Origin of the sequence: Sulfurimonas sp. HSL3-7 (assembly GCF_039645985.1) — a bacterium.
GTDB classification, from domain to species: Bacteria; Campylobacterota; Campylobacteria; order Campylobacterales; family Sulfurimonadaceae; genus Sulfonitrofixus; species Sulfonitrofixus jiaomeiensis.
In genome coordinates, this window is sequence record NZ_CP147919.1 from 2,075,745 (window position 1) to 2,091,774 (window position 16,030).

Sequence of the window (16,030 nt, forward strand, 5' to 3'; positions counted from 1 at the left end):
AAAATTGGAATAGATAACGTAATCTTATCTTAAATGCCAGGTATTCCCCATAAAAAAAACATTTATGCCATGAAGGAGTGGCCATTTTTGCGCTGCCCTTTACTGACGGGGCTTACCTTGCAATGACCGTCTTGAGCTTTATAAACAGCTTTTCTGCCATCAAGACAAGCGCCCCGATAACCACGCCCGTTACCATTTCGGCCAGCAGGCTCGGCATGAAATGGAGGGCGTCATGAAGCGGATGGACATTGTGGACAAAGATGCCGCCGGCAACAAGAAGCATTGCCAGTGTCCCGACCACCGTCAGAAGCTTGATCACCTTCGGCAGGGCCAGGACAAGCGTCTTGCCGACAGCTTCAAGGGGTCTGTTCCTGTTGTCGGCGATCGCGATAAGTTTGAAGCCCATATCGTCCATCCGCACCAGCAGTGCGACAAAACCGTAAACCCCTATGGTCGCCAAAATCGCCACGGAAGAGACGACTACGATCTGGACCGGCAGTTCTTTTTCCACCACCGTTCCCAGCGCGATGATGACGATCTCGATGGAGAGGATGAAGTCGGTGAGGATGGCCGACTTGATCTTCTTTGCCTCATGCTCCAGGATGGTCTCTGTCGAGACAGCGCTAAATTCCTCTTTTTCATGGGGATGCGGCTGAAAATAGTCATAGATCTTCTCCGCCCCCTCGAAAGCGAGGTAGAGTCCGCCGAGCATCAAAATAGGGACGATGATCCACGGGGCAAAAGCACTCAGCAGAAAGGCAAACGGCAGGATGATCAGCTTGTTACGGAACGAGCCTTTCGTGATGGCCCACAGGACGGGAAGCTCCCTCGAAGAGGCAAAGCCAGATGCCTTCTCGGCATTGACGGCCAAATCGTCACCCAATACCCCTGCCGTTTTCTTCGTGGCGATCTTGCTCATTGCCGCCGCATCGTCAAGCAACGCTGCGATGTCGTCAAATACAGCGAAAAAACCTGCTGTCATACTACTCCTTTTGCTGTTTTGCAGACTCTATTTTATCGAAAAGAACATTGCTGCATTGACTATTTAAAAAACCTTTCCATTCTGACGACAAAAAAGGCATTAGACCATCATTTTTCTTTACGTTTTATCTGTGCCTAAGACTGTGCTCCTTTGCATTTTATCTGCAGCTGAAAGATAAAACAGAAAAATATCGTTCAAATATTCTTTAATTTTCATCGCTTTTATCCTCTCTGACTAAGTTTGTGTGCTATTATTTTTGCAAAAATAAGGAAAAGCTGAGAATGTCCTATCAGGTTATCAAAGTGAGCACGGAAGATCAGCTCGAAAAAATATATGCATTTCGATATCAGATTGTCTGTGAAAAATTGGGGGTCACTGAGCTGGACAACTGTGAGCCTAACCGTGAGACAGATGAATACGACGCTTACTCTGAGCATTTCGCCGCCTTTGATGAAGCTGGCGAAGTTGTAGCATGCACACGTCTTATTCACCACTCTCCCATTGGTTATCCTACTACAAATTATATGACCTACGATACGGATACTTGGCACTTTGATCAGGAACAGCTCGGTGAACTTTCGAGAGTATTTGTCACACCGAAATTCCGTAGTATTTCGGAACTAAAACCCCTTTTCAATGATCTCAAAATTATTATCTATCCCACCATGGTAAATCTCAATATAGCCTATACTTTTGCTGCCCTGGAAAAACCGTTTTTTCGATTACTCAACATGCTGAATTTTCCCTATAAGCGCATTGGAGATCTTCAACCATATATTGGGCAACGCTATCCCTCTATTTTATATATGGATGAATTGTACGACGCCAATCGTGAACTTTTCAGTAAAAGCGAAATACAGTGAAAGCCCGATATTTCAGTTTCATGCTGTTGGCCTGCAGTACCGTCTTGCTGCAGGCAGAAGAGTCACTAAAGGAGTTTTCATCGACTAATATTCCGCATCTCGCTTCGGTTACGCAGCAGATTGGCAGGGATCTTGAACACTTTACAGAGGCCGCCACAGAAACGAAAGCAAATGAACCGTACCAGCCCTATATCATCTCCGTTTTGGATGGAAAAAGACTTGAAAAACTCGGTATTTCAACACTCGGAGAAGCCCTGGAATTGATACCGGGTGTCGATATTGCCACCGACCTTATGGATATGAAAACTCCAATTTTTCGGGGTTCCAACCCTTTGGCCTTCGGGCAGGTCAAACTGCTGATTGACGGCATACTCGCCAATGATACTTTTATTGACGGGTTTGCAAGTTATCACTATATGCCCATCGAAGTCATCAAACGGATTGAAGTAGTTCGTGGACCCGGCAGTAAAACAGACGGCATCAACGCCTATGCCGGTTCCATCCAGGTCATTACCTATGCTGAAGAGATCGGCGAACCACTCAACCGTGTCTTCGCCAAAACCGGATCCTACAACGCACTGGCCGTCGGGTTCACCTCTTCCGCCACCGAAGGCAAACTCCGCATACATGCCGACGGTTACTACCAGAAGGATAAAAAAACACTGTATGCCGGTCCGGATGCGGCTGCCACTGGTATTTATAACTATCAAACACCCTTTTATACCATCGACAATACCGCTCTTGCACAAAGTGGAGATGCCCCGCTGCAGACAACGACCTATGCTCTCGGTTTGCAGCTTGATTACGATGCCTTCAGCTTCAAAGCAAGAGGGAACAGTTATACCCATGGCAGTGCCTACGGTCTTAACGGTTTACTCCCACAAGATGATGATCGTATCGAAATGCCTGCCTATCTGCTGGAATTGGGCTGGGACAAGCATTTCGGTGACCTTGAGGCCGTCATCAAGATCGGCGCAAAATATGACAGCCTCAGCGGTGATGCCAGATCGGTACCAGCAGGATTCGAACTTCCTAGTCTTTCCGATCCTCTCCATGAAAAAGTCACCTTTACGGACGGTTTTTATGGAATTCATCAGGCTGATCAGCGCTCTTTTTACCAATCTGCCTATCTTAAATACAGCGGGGTGGATAACCATCAAATCACCATCGGCTACCGTCTGAGTCGGGAAGAGACCTACAACATCGTTACGATAACGACCGACAGGGATACCGGCATAGGGCTGGTTGACTATACGGATACTCTCCCCTTTTTTGATATTGATGCAAAACGCGACACTGCGATGTTCTCCCTGCAGGATCAGATGGAGATCGGGACAAAACTCGGCATACTCTATGGCATCAATATTGAAAAGACTTCATTATCAAAGATACAGTATGATCCCAGGATATCTTTTGTCTACCAAAGTGACATGCAGCGTATCTTTAAAGCCATCTACAGCCATTCACACCGCAACCCCTCCTGGCAGGAACTCTATACGCTTAACAACGCGGCGCGTGTCGGCAACACCGACCTTAAACCCGAAACCGTGGATGCTTTTGAACTGGCATTCATTCAAAAATTCAGCGGCAGCAGCTATCTGCAGGCTGATGTTTTCTACCTGATAAACAAAGACCAGATCGATAAGAACAATGCCCTGCACCTTTATCTTAACAACCACAATACCGATATCTACGGGTTTGAACTGGAAACAAGCACCCAGATATTGCCGCATGACCAGCTCTATGCCAGTTATTCCTACGTCGACGGTTCCGATGATCAGGGAAATCCTCTGGCCAATGTCGCACAGCACCTGGCAAAAGCGAGTTATCTCTACAAGTTTTCTCCGGAGTTGAGTGCCGGAACGGTCCTGAAATATGTCGGCAGTAAATCCCGTATTGAAGGTGATCAGCGTGACGATACGCCCTCTTATTTTACAGCGGACCTTTCTGCGCACTACCAGAACCCAGCACGGCAGTTCAATGTAACAGCCAGCGTCAAGAACCTTGCCGATGCCGATGTCGTCTACCCTTCAGAGCCGAATACCTATACCAATGATTACCCGCAGGACGGCCGTACTTTTCTGCTCACTTTGAGCAAGGAGTTTTAATGCGAATATGGCTCGTCAGCATGCTTATCGTTGTTCCGCTTTTCGGATTCAGCTATAGCCCGTTGATGCTCAAAGCCCAGGCATCCATCTTCCCCAAGCTTCTGCTGCTTGCCAAAGAACCGGAAAAGCTGCTGGTTCAAGGCAGCATCGTTTTTGCCATTGTCCACGAAGCTGAAGACACCTTGACGGCTTCCAGACTCAAGTCCCTGATGGAACAACAGTACAAAGGGCGCATAGAAGGGTACCCTTTTAAAGTAATTTTGATACAATATTCCAAACTCAATGAGACAGTTGAAGCGAGTGCCGTTATGGCACTTCATTCAGAAAAGCATATCGATGAGCCTGCCAAACTGGCCGTTAAGAAACAGATCGTCTCTTTTGTGGAGGATGCCGCCTATCTGAATGAAGGCTATCTTTTTTCCCTGAACCTGGAGCGTTCGACGGTGATCTATATGAACAAGCCGATGCTGCCGTACTATGGGATTGAATTTTCAGACACGCTCTATCATGTTGTAAGGTTTTTTGATGATAATAAAGAAAGCGCATTCCCTCTCCACTAGAATCGTTCTTTCCGTCGCTCTTGTTTTTTTTCTGCTCTTCTTTGCGATCTTTCTGGTCTTTGGCAAAATAACTAAAGATGCGCTTTACACGGCCGAAAAAGACAAAGCGGAGATCATTGCCGAAATGATTGCACCCATGCTGGCCGTTGAACTCTATCTGGGCCGTAATGAGAATGTGTTGGCCATAGCCGACCAAATCACCGCCAACCCCAATATTCTCTCTTTTGAGCTTGTTCAAGACGGTCAGCGTATCGTCAGACGCAAAAATACGGAAATCGACAGCAGCGATACAGATGAAGATTTCAATGTCGAAACAGAGCTGATCCACCCCGTCAACCATCATCCGATCGCTAAACTTCACCTCTCCTACTCAAGTGAGCATTACCACCATCTCGCCAGGCAGTACAGAATGGTTTTTTTGATATTACTCGGCGTACTGAGTCTGCTCATATTCCTGTTTACCTTTTACCTCCGCCATCTGCTTACACCGCTTAAACGTATTGCTTCAGAGGTTGCCGGTTTTACCCCCGGTCAGGAACTTTCGCTTCCCCCTTATAAGAAAAACAATGAGATAAGCGATATTGCCACTGCCTTGAAAGTGATGAATATACGTATTTCCGACTACGCCGAGCAGCAGGAGAATACGGCGCAGATTCTGGAACAGGAAGTCGCAAAAAAGACAAGCCAGCTGAGACGTCAGCTTTATACCGATGCACTGACCGGATTGCCAAACCGTACACGGCTGATGGAAGATATCGGCAAAGCGCGTCACGGCGTACTCATACTTGTCAACATCGATGAATTCCGGCAGATCAACGACTTTTACGGCCACATTGCCGGAGACCATGTTCTTAATACCCTGGCCAAGACACTTACACATCTCAGCAAAAATGAGACGGACATGTCCGTCTATAAGCTCTCCGCCGACGAGTTTGCCCTCTTCACCGACCATGCCCTTGACTATCATAATCTGGAACTGTTATTAAACGAATTAAACACCGTCATCGAAGCCACCCCTATCGATTACGAGGAGGCCAGGCTCAACATCCGGAGCACACTTGGCGCAACAATGAACATCGTAGAAGGAATGGAGAAGGCCGATATCGCTCTCAAAACAGCCCGCAGCCGTCACAAACCCTTCATGATCTATGACGGAAGCCTCAATATCGAGCATCAGTACCATCAGAATATGCAATGGACCCAAAGGCTCACAGCTGCGATCTCCGAAGATCGTATCGTTCCCTATTACCAACCTATCTTCGACAACCGATCCGGCGCCGTCAGCAGTTATGAATGTCTGGTCCGGCTGGTTGAACCCGACGGCAATGTCCTGACGCCGTTTCATTTCCTTGAAATCTCTAAAAAAGCACGGCTTTATCCCCGTCTGACGATGATCATGGTGGAGAAAAGCTGCCGCCATTTTAGTGGCAGACCTGACCATTTCTCTATCAATCTCTCCGTAGATGACATCCTTAATGAGGATACCGTCTTGTTTATCAAAGAGCAGATAGAAACGCACCGTGTCGCGGAGCAGATTATTTTCGAGATCCTTGAATCCGTCGGAATCGAAAACTATCCGGAGATCCTCAGCTTTATCGAAGAGATGAAGGCGCTCGGCTGCCGGTTCTCCATTGACGATTTCGGTTCAGGCTACTCCAACTTCGAACACCTGCTGCAACTCAAGATCGACTACATCAAAATCGACGGCAGCCTCATCCGGAATCTCCATACCGATGCCAATGCGATTTCGATCATCCAGGCGATCGTCTATTTTGCCAACAAACGCAACCTGATATGTATTGCCGAATTCGTTCACAACGCCGAAGTGTACGAAATTGTCAAAGAGCTCGGTATCGAGCGTTCACAGGGCTTCCATCTCGGTGAGCCTCTCCCCGATACACTTTAGGGCAATCACCGTTCTGCTCTTTCACGCACTTCGCGCATACCTTTCTCAATACATCACCAGCGTTCTTTGCGCCACTGCAGCTGCATCTTCTTTGTCAAAAAGGTCCATGCGACAATGCGGCTTATCTTTTGCCCCTGTCTCATCTCGATGGTCTGAACCTCAACGGGATTGAGCGGTTTCAATGCTTTGTAGATGGCGGTAAGGTTCTCTTTTTTGGAAACGAGGGTGGTAAACCAGAAGACTTTTGCGGCATGTACGGCACTCTGTTTCGCCATTTTTCGTATAAAGGCGCTCTCGCCCCCTCTGCACCAAAGCTCGTTGCTCTGTCCTCCGAAGTTGAGCGTCTTCCCTTTGCTTTGCTTGCCGGTGAGGTTTCTGATCTTCCTCTTGGTTCCCGCACTTGCCTCCTCTTCAGAGCGGTGAAACGGCGGGTTGCAGAGCGTCAAATCGAAGCGGTCGTTTTTCTGAATGATACCGCTGAAAATATGCTCGGGATTGCTCTGCAGACGCAGCTCTATATTGCCGACGAGGGCATCATTGGCATCGATGACGGACTGTGCGGAGCGGATCGATGTCGGGTCGATGTCCGTTCCGACGAACCGCCAACCGTAAACGCTGTGACCGATGACGGGGTAGATGCAGTTTGCCCCCACGCCGATGTCCAGGGCCGTGACCCTTGAACCTGTCGGGACATCGCCGCCGTTCGACACCGCCAGAAGGTCCGCCACGTAGTGGATGTAGTCGGCACGCCCCGGGATCGGCGGGCAGAGATACTGCTTGGGAATACGCCAGTTTTTGATGCCGTAGAAGTGTGCGAGCAGCGCTTTGTTCAAAACCAAAACCGCATCGGGATCGGCAAAGTCGATGGAGAGGTCGCCGTACGGGTTCTCGCGGACATAAGGGGCGAGTTTTGGCTCACTCTTTATCAGTGCTTCGAAGTCGTAGCGGTCATTATGAAGGTTCCGCGGGTGCAGACCCTTATCGTGTTTTTTGATCATTTTCATTGTAACCGTATTATACAGAGATATCAGCACAACTGTCATTGCTATACTTTTGCTATATTTCGGCAGTATAATAAACAAACAAAGAACTGTTTAAAAAAGGAAGAGCGATGCAAACAAACTCACTTATCGATATTTTTACCGACCACGTCCTTAACAGGAAAAGCCTAAAAGATTATGTCGAGATCAGAAAAGGGCTCCATGAGCGCGGCGAGTTCAATGATGCTTCGCTTATACGGGCCGAAGAGATCCTTCAATGCCTCAAGCTTGTCGATAATGAGAGCTATGAGCTGATGTACAAGACCCTCGACGAGATCTTTGAACACGATGCGGGTAATGCGGTCGAGTACCCCATCAACTTCATCAGAGAGGTTCTGAAAATCGGTCAGCACGGGAAGACGGGCAGGAAGGTCTGCGAAGAGTACCGACGGACTCTGGAACACCATTTTCACGGGGAGTAAGCTGATCTTTGTCGAGAACGGTTCAAAAGATCATTGTTTTTACATGTTTTTCATTATCATAGCAAGCATGTTAGCGGCTCAATTTCTTTTGAATATTTTTCAATAGTTAGTATTCAACTTTTTTTCTCTGCTAGCACAGAGAAAAAACCTTGAGGAAAAAAAGAGAGTGCAATACCCTTCGGCCAAAAATTATTTTCAACACTTTCACCTGTCAACAGATGGCATTCCGGCACTGCTGCCGGAATTAATGGTCAGACGTCCAAAATATAAACTTCTAAGACATCATGGATAGTATGGAAATTTCATGTTCCCTACAATGAGGCATAGCCGAATTGAAAAGCGACAGCTTTTAGTGCCAAAGGCGTTAAATAAAAAGCAAACTGCTTTGCTTTTTATAGCCGACGCGACAAGGTGTTATGCTTCAGCTTCACCGCGGCAGCATATGCGTTACCGCTTGGCTCTTTTCGTGGCATCTGCAGAGCAAACTGGAAATCAATTTGATGCGTTAAGAAAACGGCTTGTTTGAACGTAAGTGAGTTTGCCGTTTTTAGTGTCAAATTGATTGGAAGTTTAGTACCCAGTAGCCCGCCAGGCCGTGACCAAAGGAAATGCCCTTGGGTAAAGCCGTCACGAGAGCTTTGTCGTTTCCTTTTTTGCGGCGTATAAGTGCTAAAGCACAATACAGGGAGCAACTAAATTGCGAGTCGTAAAAAGGAAAGAGTGTATGAAACAAAAGTCATTCGTTCCTATATCTTCACCACAATAGATCCAAGCTGTACAACTTCTTTATGAATGTATTTTGACAGCTAGGATGTCACTTTTTACTATGTGGCATTCCGGCACTGGTGCCGGAACTAATGGTCAGACGCAAAGAAAAGAGCGATAACTTCTATGACATTTTAAACTTGGATGGGCGTCTATTTAACTCCTCTCCTGCGCTATAATACCGCATGCAAAACCTCCCTATCCGTCAGGTCATACCCCGTATCGTCACCACCCTGAGCGAATCGAACCGGCTCGTGCTTCAGGCTCCTCCGGGTGCGGGTAAGACGACGGCGGTGCCCCTTACGCTGCTGGATGAGACATGGTTGGAGGGACGCCAGATCATCATGCTCGAGCCGCGCCGCCTGGCTGCACGAAACGCCGCGGCCCGCATGGCCGAACTGCTGGGAGAAAAGGTCGGCGAGACGGTGGGGTACCAGATCCGCGCGGACCGTTGTGTAAGCAGCAGGACAAAGATCATTGTCGTGACCGAGGGGATCTTGACCCGCATGCTCCAGGGCGATCCGGCGATCGAGAACGCCGCCCTGCTGATCTTCGACGAGTTCCACGAACGCAGCCTCCACGGCGACCTTGCCCTCGCGCTTGCCCTGCAGTCGCAGGCGCTGCTGCGCGACGATCTCAAGATCATGGTGATGTCCGCCACCCTCAACACCGAAGCCATTGCCGCCCTTCTTAGCAATGCCCCCGTCATCACCAGCGAGGGGCGCAGTTTTCCGGTAGAGAACATCTACCTCGACAGCAAAACACCCCACCCCTCACCGATGCAGCTGAGTGCGCTTATTGCCAAGACAGTCGGTGACGTTCTGCGCCGTGAAAAGGGCAGCATCCTGGTCTTTCTCCCGGGGGTCAGGGAGATCAAAAAGACCGAAGCTAAACTGCGCGAGACGTTCAAAGAAGACAACCTCATCATCGCCCCGCTCTATGGCGACATGAGCAAGCAGGCTCAGGATGCTGCGATCAGACCCTGCAGCGAGGGAAAACGCAAGATCGTCCTTGCCACCAACATTGCCGAGACAAGTCTCACCATCGAAGGGATCACCGTCGTCATCGATGCCGGCCTGCAGCGGGTTGCCACCTTTGACAGCGGTTCGGGGATGAACCGCCTCCACACTCTCCCTGTATCGCAGGACGCCGCAGTGCAGCGCAGCGGCCGTGCGGGACGTCTGAGCCCGGGGAGATGCTACCGTCTCTGGCATGAGCACCGTCCGCTTGCGCGCCACAGCACCCCGGAGATAATGACAAGCGACCTTGTACCGATGATGCTCGAACTTGCCAACTGGGGCGTCGAGGAAGTGGACGAGCTGCAGTGGCTCGACCTTCCGCCCGCAGCAGCCGTCGAACATGCCCGCGAACTGCTCAGAGAACTCGGCGCCCTAGAGGGCAACACGATCACCCCGCACGGCAGGAAGATACTTGAACTGGGAACCCACCCCCGCCTTGCCCATATGATCCTCAAAGGCTCCGAACTCGGCTACGGGGAGACTGGCTGCCTGATCGCCGCGCTGCTGAGCGAAAAAGAGATCTTCACCGGCAGCGCCCGCCATTCGGCCGACCTCTCTCTGAGAGTAAATGCCCTACAGGAGCGCCACTCGGGCAGCCACATCGACCAGGGAGCCTTCAGGCGCGTCCTGGAGACGGCTTCGGCCTTGCGAAAAAAACTTAACAGCAGCGGTAAAATCAAACAAAGCCGTGCCGATACCGTCGGTCTTCTGCTGGGTTTCGCCTACCCCGACCGTATCGCCGGATGCCGCGGCCCGAAAGAGAGCCGCTACCTTCTCAGCGGAGGAAAGGGTGCCGTTCTAAACAGCGAAGACGGACTCTTCGGCGAACCCTACCTTGTCATTGCCGACCTCGATGCCGCCGGGAACAACGCCCGCATCTTCCGTGGCGCAGCACTCTTTGAGACCACGATGCAAGAGTATTTCGGCGACCTTATTGTAAAAGAGCGTCTGACGAGGTGGAACGATGAGAGCGAGCGGGTCGAAGCAAGAGAGGTAACAAGGCTCGGTGCGATCACGCTTAATGAACGCCCTCTCCGAAACATTGACGACAGCGAGATCAAGATGGCACTGCTCGGCGCGGTCAGAGAGAAGGGGCTGGACACTTTGACATGGTCGAAAGAGGCACTCGCTCTGCGCCAAAGAATGGACTTCCTGAATTACTGGAAAGAACAAGATGACAAAGCAGCAGCCCTCATCGGTGACCTGCCCGACGTCAGCGACACATGGCTGCTGGAGCATCTTGAACAATGGCTGCTGCCGCACCTCGAGAGGGTAAAAAGCTTTAAAGCCTGCCGCAAGCTCGACACTTATACGATGCTCTCGTCTCTCCTTACATGGGATCAGAAGAAACATATCGACATTCTCGCCCCGGCCAGAATTAAAGTGCCAAGCGGCTCAGACATACGCCTAAACTACGAAGACCCGGCTTCCCCGGTACTGGCGGTACGGCTGCAGGAGCTTTTCGGTATGCTGGAAACACCGCGTCTCATCAACGGCACCGTGGCGATCACCATCGAGCTGCTCTCGCCGGCGCACCGTCCGATGCAGGTGACGAAGGATCTGTACAGCTTCTGGGAAAGCACCTATCATGAGGTCAAAAAGGAGCTCCGCGGCAAGTACAAAAAACACTACTGGCCCGACGACCCCTTCACGGCCCGGGCCACCAGCAAGACCAAAAAAAACATGTAAACGGTTAGCAGAACCGCCTTCTCTTGCAAGCTAGCCTCAAAACAGCACCCTCCCTTTCATTTCCCGTCTAAATGACCGGTATACAGCTCCTATTAACATCATTCGAAGCAGATAAGGATTTAACAGAAGCTGATTAACATATTAATATTCTAATAATAATCAACAAACTATAATAGAACGAATTTACAATAGTTTATCTGTCTCCGTATCCTCGATAAGGTCTATTGTCGAAGTGCAATGAAAGGGAAATAGACATGAATGATATGCTTGATATCTCGGTACTGTATGTTGAAGACGAAACGGGAATCCGACATTCGGTTGCACGTTCCTTGTCACTGCTGGTCAAAAACGTCCATACCGCAGAAAACGGTCTCGAAGCACTGGAAAAGCTCCATGAACATCCGGTGGATCTGATCATATCCGATATCAAGATGCCGAAGATGGACGGGCTGACCCTTGTTGAACAGCTCCGAGAAGAGGGGTATACGATCCCGGTCGTGATCACATCCGCCTTCAATGAGACGGAGTACCTGAGTAAAGCGATCGACCTGAAAGTCGACAAGTTTATCAACAAGCCGATCCGTATCAGCGACTTGATGGGAACAATATCGAAAGTCGCCGAAGCGATCTATAACAAGCAGCAACTCCGGCTCAAGCAGCAGGAACTGGAACACTACCGTCAGGCGATAGAACAGACGAATTTCGTCATGCACATCACGCCGGAGGGTTCGCTGCTGAGCATGAACCGCGAACTCTCGGACTATTTTGACGAGATGGGGGAAGAAGATTTTTCCTTCTCATCGGTATACGATCTGTTGGATGAGGCGTATGTCACAGAGCTGCTTGAAAAAGTAGAGACGTTGAAGATCTTCAGCAAGATGACGCTGTTGACACTCAACAACAGAAACTATACGATATGGATCACCGCTTTCCCCTCTGCTCTAAAAGAAGACCGCATCATCGAGATAACCCTGCTTTTGACCAATATTTCCGAAGTCGTCCGTGAAAAAGATGCGATGATAGAGAAGCTCTATACCGATGAGCTGACAGGGCTTCCCAACCGACAGAGGCTCTTTCATGACCTGGCCGAGCATAACGCAAAAAGGATGATGATGATCGTCGATATCGACGGATTTTCGAATCTAAACCACCTCTACGGTTTTGATACCGGCGATGATATCTTGAAACAGATGGCTTCGGTACTGGCCGATTATCATCCAAATACTGAGCCATGGCACCTCTACCGGAGCGATATGGACCATTTCGTTATTCTCTTTGAAAAGACAGCGCCGCTTGATCTGACCGGAACGGAAACAATAGCGAAACAGATCATTGAGCATGTGGACAACCACCCCTTTGTCATCGGCGGCGTGTTGCGCATCGAAGTCGGCATCACCATCGGTGCCAGCTGTATCGAAAAAACCGACCTCTATGCCGAAGCCTCTTTGGCCCTGAAGTTTGCCAAAAGTTCCCATAAGGCATTTCAATGCTACTCCGATCTTGATGGATTCAAAGAACACTTCGAAGCCAACCTGCAGATACAGGGGATGATCAAGAACGCGTTATACAACGACACGGTGGAAAACTATTATCAGCCGATCTTCGATGCCAACGGCAAACTCGTGAAATATGAAGCCCTTGTGCGGATACGCAATCCGGAAAACCCGGAACATATCCTGACACCCTATCACTTTCTTGATATTGCCCGCCAGTCGAAAAACTATCCGCTGCTGACAAAACGGGTGATCGACAACGCGTTCCGGGACTTTGCATCTTCACCCCACGGTTTCAGCATCAACCTCTCCTTTGACGACATCAGCAACCCCGAGATCAGCCTCTATCTCGAAGAGATGATCAAAAAACATCAAGGGGGAGAGGTGACCCTTGAGCTGCTTGAAAGCGAGGGCTTGAAAGATATCGGGCAGACCATCAGGTTCTGCCAACATATGAAAAGTCTCGGTGCACAGATAGCGATCGACGATTTCGGAAGCGGCTATTCCAACTTTGTCTATTTTTTCGATATGCCCATCGACATCCTCAAGATCGACGGTTCACTGGTCAGGCGCATTCATGACTATCGCGGCTACATTGCGTTGGAGACGATCGTCAAGTTTGCCGACAACCTCGGGGTTAAAACAGTGGCCGAGTTCGTCGAAGACGAAGCGGTCTTCAATAAACTTAAAAGCCTCGGTGTCGACATGTTTCAGGGCTACTACTTCTCACCGCCGAAACCCTTCGGGGAACTTTAGATGAAGCTGTTAAAACGCATCGATTACCTGGGGCGTTTTACATCGCTGTTTGTCCTTGGCGGCGTCTTTCTCTCGATCTTGTCAATCGCTCTGTTCTCCGTACAACAGCTTCGTCTGCAGGATGTCGTCGACATCGAAAAGGGCGAAAGCGTACTTGAACTGAAACAGCAGGGATTCAAAAACTCGTTGAACCATTTCGAAGCCCTGCTCCACGCCATAAACAACAACCGCTTTTTTATGGACTATCTTAGAGAGAACACGCCACAGAACTACCAAAACAGTATAGACACCTTCTGTACCGTCGTCCAAAGCGATCAGCGCATTATGCAGCTGCGCTATCTGGATGAGACCGGGCAGGAGCGGATACGCATCGATCGTACCGATATGGATGAACTTCCTGCCCGTATAGAGGGCGACAGGCTGCAGAACAAATCGCGCCGCGACTATTTTTTAGAGAGCAGCAAAAACAGTTACGGTCAGCTCTACATCTCCAAGCTCGACCTCAATATCGAACATGGGAAGATCGAAGTCCCCTACAAGCCGGTGCTGCGCTTTGCGCTGCCGGTATTTGAAGAGGGGGAACGGCGGGGGATCGTTATCGTCAATATCTTTATGGAGAATATACTCGAAGAGCTGACAGCTTCTCAGCTCTTTTACCTCTACCTGTATGACGATGAGAACTGTCTGCTCTACTCCAATGACCCTGCCCGCAGCAACTGGACACGCTACCATGATCAGCAGTGCACTTTTGACACAGCCGGTGTGCTGCTTGAGCGCGAAGCCTTTAAAGTCAGCGATCAGGAGACCCTCCATATCGGATTGGTCCCCATCGAGAGCCAGAAAGATATATTCGGCAATATGCTCGAAAGTATCCTGTTTCTGATACTCTTCATCATCCCCGCAGGCATCGTGATCGCTTTTTTCCTCGCGAAGATCCCCAAACGGCTGTATGATGAGCTTGAAGAGCAGCAGAAAATGCTTTTGCAGCAGTCGAAACTTGCCGCTATGGGAGAGATGATCGGTGCGATCGCCCATCAGTGGCGCCAGCCGCTCAATGCGATCGGTGTCCTGGTTCAGGAGCTGCAGCTCAAGATCGAACTTGACGCCCTGAAAAGAGGTGAGGCCAAAGCACTGAGCGAAGAGTTACAGCAGTACCTGGAGTACATGTCAAAGACCATTGACGATTTCAGGGATTTTTTCAAGCCCTCAAAACAGAAAGCACCCTTCGACATCATCAAAGCGATCGAGACTTCATTGGCAATCACGAAGAAGCATCTTCAAAGCCATGATATCGATGTCTCCGTTGATGCCGAATGCAAGGCTGCGAACCTGCAGGCTGACGCCCGCGCCTATGTAATCGAAGGGTATGAAAGCGAATTCAAACAGGTCCTCATCAATATTATCAACAATGCCCGCGAAGCGATCGAAGAACAGTCAACAACTAAAGATCTGCAGGAGAAATGGATACATATTCATGTAGTACGCACTGAAAAAGAGCTTATCATAACGGTCCAAGATAACGGCGGCGGAATACCCGAAGAGATACTCCAAGACATTTTTGAACCGTACCATTCGACCAAATACGCACAGCAGGGAACGGGGCTGGGGCTCTACATGTCCAAGCTGATCATCGAAAGGAACATGCAGGGTCTGCTGAGTGCCCGCAACACCTCTGAAGGAGCAGCGTTTGAGATTATCCTCCGTGCTGACTGACCATAGCCGGGTACCGTTTTTAGGGGAACCTCTGCATACGACCCGGTGTCATTGCTATCTGCAGCCGTCACGGTTACCGGCATAAATGCAACTGCCGGGAGAAAAGAGAAGAAGATTTGGCGCATATTGACAATAAGTCGGTAGACAAGCCCACATTCTTTAAAGAATCTTAAGCTCACTTTAGCTATTATTTCGGGCTTCCTTACTCTTTGTGCAAAAGTACAACTTGAGCATATAACGAACAACCTGTTGTTCACGAGCCATAAGGGGCGAACCCAAAAGGAGAAATACTCTATGAGACATTACGAAAATCTTGTAATTGTTAAGCCGACATTAACAGAAGAAGAGACCAAAGCTTCAATCGCTGCGATTGAAGAAGTTTTAACGTCAAACGGCGCAGAAATTGTTGCACGTGACGAAATGGGTACAAAAAAACTTGCTTACCCTATCGCAAAAAACGAGCGTGGTTATTTCCATGTTGTTTATTACACAATGGCACCGGCTGCGATTGCCGAAGTTGAACGCCGTTTCCGTATCAACGAAGACCTTCTTCGTTTTGTTACGATCAAATACGATTCTAAACGCGAAGTTACTGCATGGAATGATTTAGTTGCTAAAACTAAAAACAAACCAGCAGCAGCTCCGGCAGCAGAAGAAGCGCCAGCAGTAGAAGCTCCAGCAGCTGAAACAACTCCGGCAGCTGAATAAGTAAGG

11 protein-coding genes are annotated in these 16,030 nt (G+C 49.3%); 9 read left to right on the plus strand and 2 right to left on the minus strand.

Annotation, left to right across the window (positions count from 1 at the left end; translation table 11 throughout):
- Window positions 1–112: 112 nt before the first annotated feature.
- Window positions 113–982, minus strand: a complete 870-nt coding sequence (locus WCY20_RS10385; RefSeq protein ID WP_345974930.1) for a DUF808 domain-containing protein — start codon at window positions 980–982, stop codon at window positions 113–115.
- Between the two features lie 281 nt (window positions 983–1,263).
- Here WCY20_RS10385 and WCY20_RS10390 point away from each other — a divergent pair, with 281 nt between their 5' ends.
- From WCY20_RS10390 to WCY20_RS10405, 4 genes are read left to right on the plus strand one after another with little or no spacing between them, the layout of a single operon-like run.
- The gene (locus tag WCY20_RS10390) at window positions 1,264–1,845 is read left to right on the plus strand and encodes a GNAT family N-acyltransferase (RefSeq protein ID WP_345974932.1); all 582 of its coding nucleotides are present in this window, start codon (window positions 1,264–1,266) and stop codon (window positions 1,843–1,845) included.
- Window positions 1,842–3,953 carry a TonB-dependent receptor gene (locus tag WCY20_RS10395; RefSeq protein WP_345974934.1) on the plus strand — a complete coding sequence of 704 codons (2,112 nt, stop codon included), beginning with the start codon at window positions 1,842–1,844 and terminating at the stop codon, window positions 3,951–3,953. The genes WCY20_RS10390 and WCY20_RS10395 overlap by 4 nt, the downstream gene beginning before the upstream one ends.
- Window positions 3,953–4,513, plus strand: coding sequence for a hypothetical protein (locus WCY20_RS10400; RefSeq protein ID WP_345974935.1), 561 nt, complete (start codon window positions 3,953–3,955; stop codon window positions 4,511–4,513). The genes WCY20_RS10395 and WCY20_RS10400 overlap by 1 nt, the downstream gene beginning before the upstream one ends.
- The gene (locus tag WCY20_RS10405) at window positions 4,479–6,419 is read left to right on the plus strand and encodes an EAL domain-containing protein (protein WP_345974936.1); all 1,941 of its coding nucleotides are present in this window, start codon (window positions 4,479–4,481) and stop codon (window positions 6,417–6,419) included. The genes WCY20_RS10400 and WCY20_RS10405 overlap by 35 nt, the downstream gene beginning before the upstream one ends.
- A gap of 53 nt (window positions 6,420–6,472) precedes the next feature.
- Here WCY20_RS10405 and rlmF read toward each other — a convergent pair whose 3' ends face one another.
- Entirely contained in the window at window positions 6,473–7,423 is a 951-nt protein-coding gene (gene rlmF / locus WCY20_RS10410) for a 23S rRNA (adenine(1618)-N(6))-methyltransferase RlmF (protein ID WP_345974938.1), read from the minus strand.
- A 107-nt stretch (window positions 7,424–7,530) separates the two neighbouring features.
- On the opposite strand from rlmF, the gene WCY20_RS10415 reads away from it, so the two are divergent.
- The 5 genes from WCY20_RS10415 to rpsF all read left to right on the plus strand — a co-directional run bounded on the left by WCY20_RS10415 (window position 7,531) and on the right by rpsF (window position 16,024).
- Window positions 7,531–7,881, plus strand: coding sequence for a hypothetical protein (locus WCY20_RS10415; RefSeq protein WP_345974940.1), 351 nt, complete (start codon window positions 7,531–7,533; stop codon window positions 7,879–7,881).
- Window positions 7,882–8,831: 950 nt separating this feature from the next.
- On the plus strand, window positions 8,832–11,354 hold the full coding sequence (gene hrpB / locus WCY20_RS10420) for an ATP-dependent helicase HrpB (RefSeq protein WP_345974941.1): 2,523 nt from the start codon (window positions 8,832–8,834) through the stop codon (window positions 11,352–11,354).
- 254 nt (window positions 11,355–11,608) lie between these two features.
- Entirely contained in the window at window positions 11,609–13,603 is a 1,995-nt protein-coding gene (locus WCY20_RS10425) for an EAL domain-containing protein (protein WP_345974942.1), read from the plus strand.
- The gene (locus WCY20_RS10430; RefSeq protein WP_345974943.1) at window positions 13,604–15,316 is read left to right on the plus strand and encodes an ATP-binding protein; all 1,713 of its coding nucleotides are present in this window, start codon (window positions 13,604–13,606) and stop codon (window positions 15,314–15,316) included.
- Between the two features lie 294 nt (window positions 15,317–15,610).
- Entirely contained in the window at window positions 15,611–16,024 is a 414-nt protein-coding gene (gene rpsF, locus WCY20_RS10435; protein WP_345974944.1) for a 30S ribosomal protein S6, read from the plus strand.
- Window positions 16,025–16,030 lie beyond the last annotated feature (6 nt).

Excerpts from the sequence above, each read along its gene's own strand:
- WCY20_RS10415 (WP_345974940.1), top strand. The coding sequence starts at position 7,531 with ATGCAAACAAACTCACTTATCGATATTTTTACCGACCACGTCCTTAAC.
- rpsF (WP_345974944.1), top strand. The coding sequence starts at position 15,611 with ATGAGACATTACGAAAATCTTGTAATTGTTAAGCCGACATTAACAGAA.
- rlmF (WP_345974938.1), bottom strand. The coding sequence starts at position 7,423 with ATGAAAATGATCAAAAAACACGATAAGGGTCTGCACCCGCGGAACCTT.
- WCY20_RS10385 (WP_345974930.1), bottom strand. The coding sequence starts at position 982 with ATGACAGCAGGTTTTTTCGCTGTATTTGACGACATCGCAGCGTTGCTT.
- WCY20_RS10405 (WP_345974936.1), top strand. The coding sequence starts at position 4,479 with ATGATAATAAAGAAAGCGCATTCCCTCTCCACTAGAATCGTTCTTTCC.
- WCY20_RS10390 (WP_345974932.1), top strand. The coding sequence starts at position 1,264 with ATGTCCTATCAGGTTATCAAAGTGAGCACGGAAGATCAGCTCGAAAAA.
- WCY20_RS10400 (WP_345974935.1), top strand. The coding sequence starts at position 3,953 with ATGCGAATATGGCTCGTCAGCATGCTTATCGTTGTTCCGCTTTTCGGA.
- WCY20_RS10425 (WP_345974942.1), top strand. The coding sequence starts at position 11,609 with ATGAATGATATGCTTGATATCTCGGTACTGTATGTTGAAGACGAAACG.
- hrpB (WP_345974941.1), top strand. The coding sequence starts at position 8,832 with ATGCAAAACCTCCCTATCCGTCAGGTCATACCCCGTATCGTCACCACC.
- WCY20_RS10430 (WP_345974943.1), top strand. The coding sequence starts at position 13,604 with ATGAAGCTGTTAAAACGCATCGATTACCTGGGGCGTTTTACATCGCTG.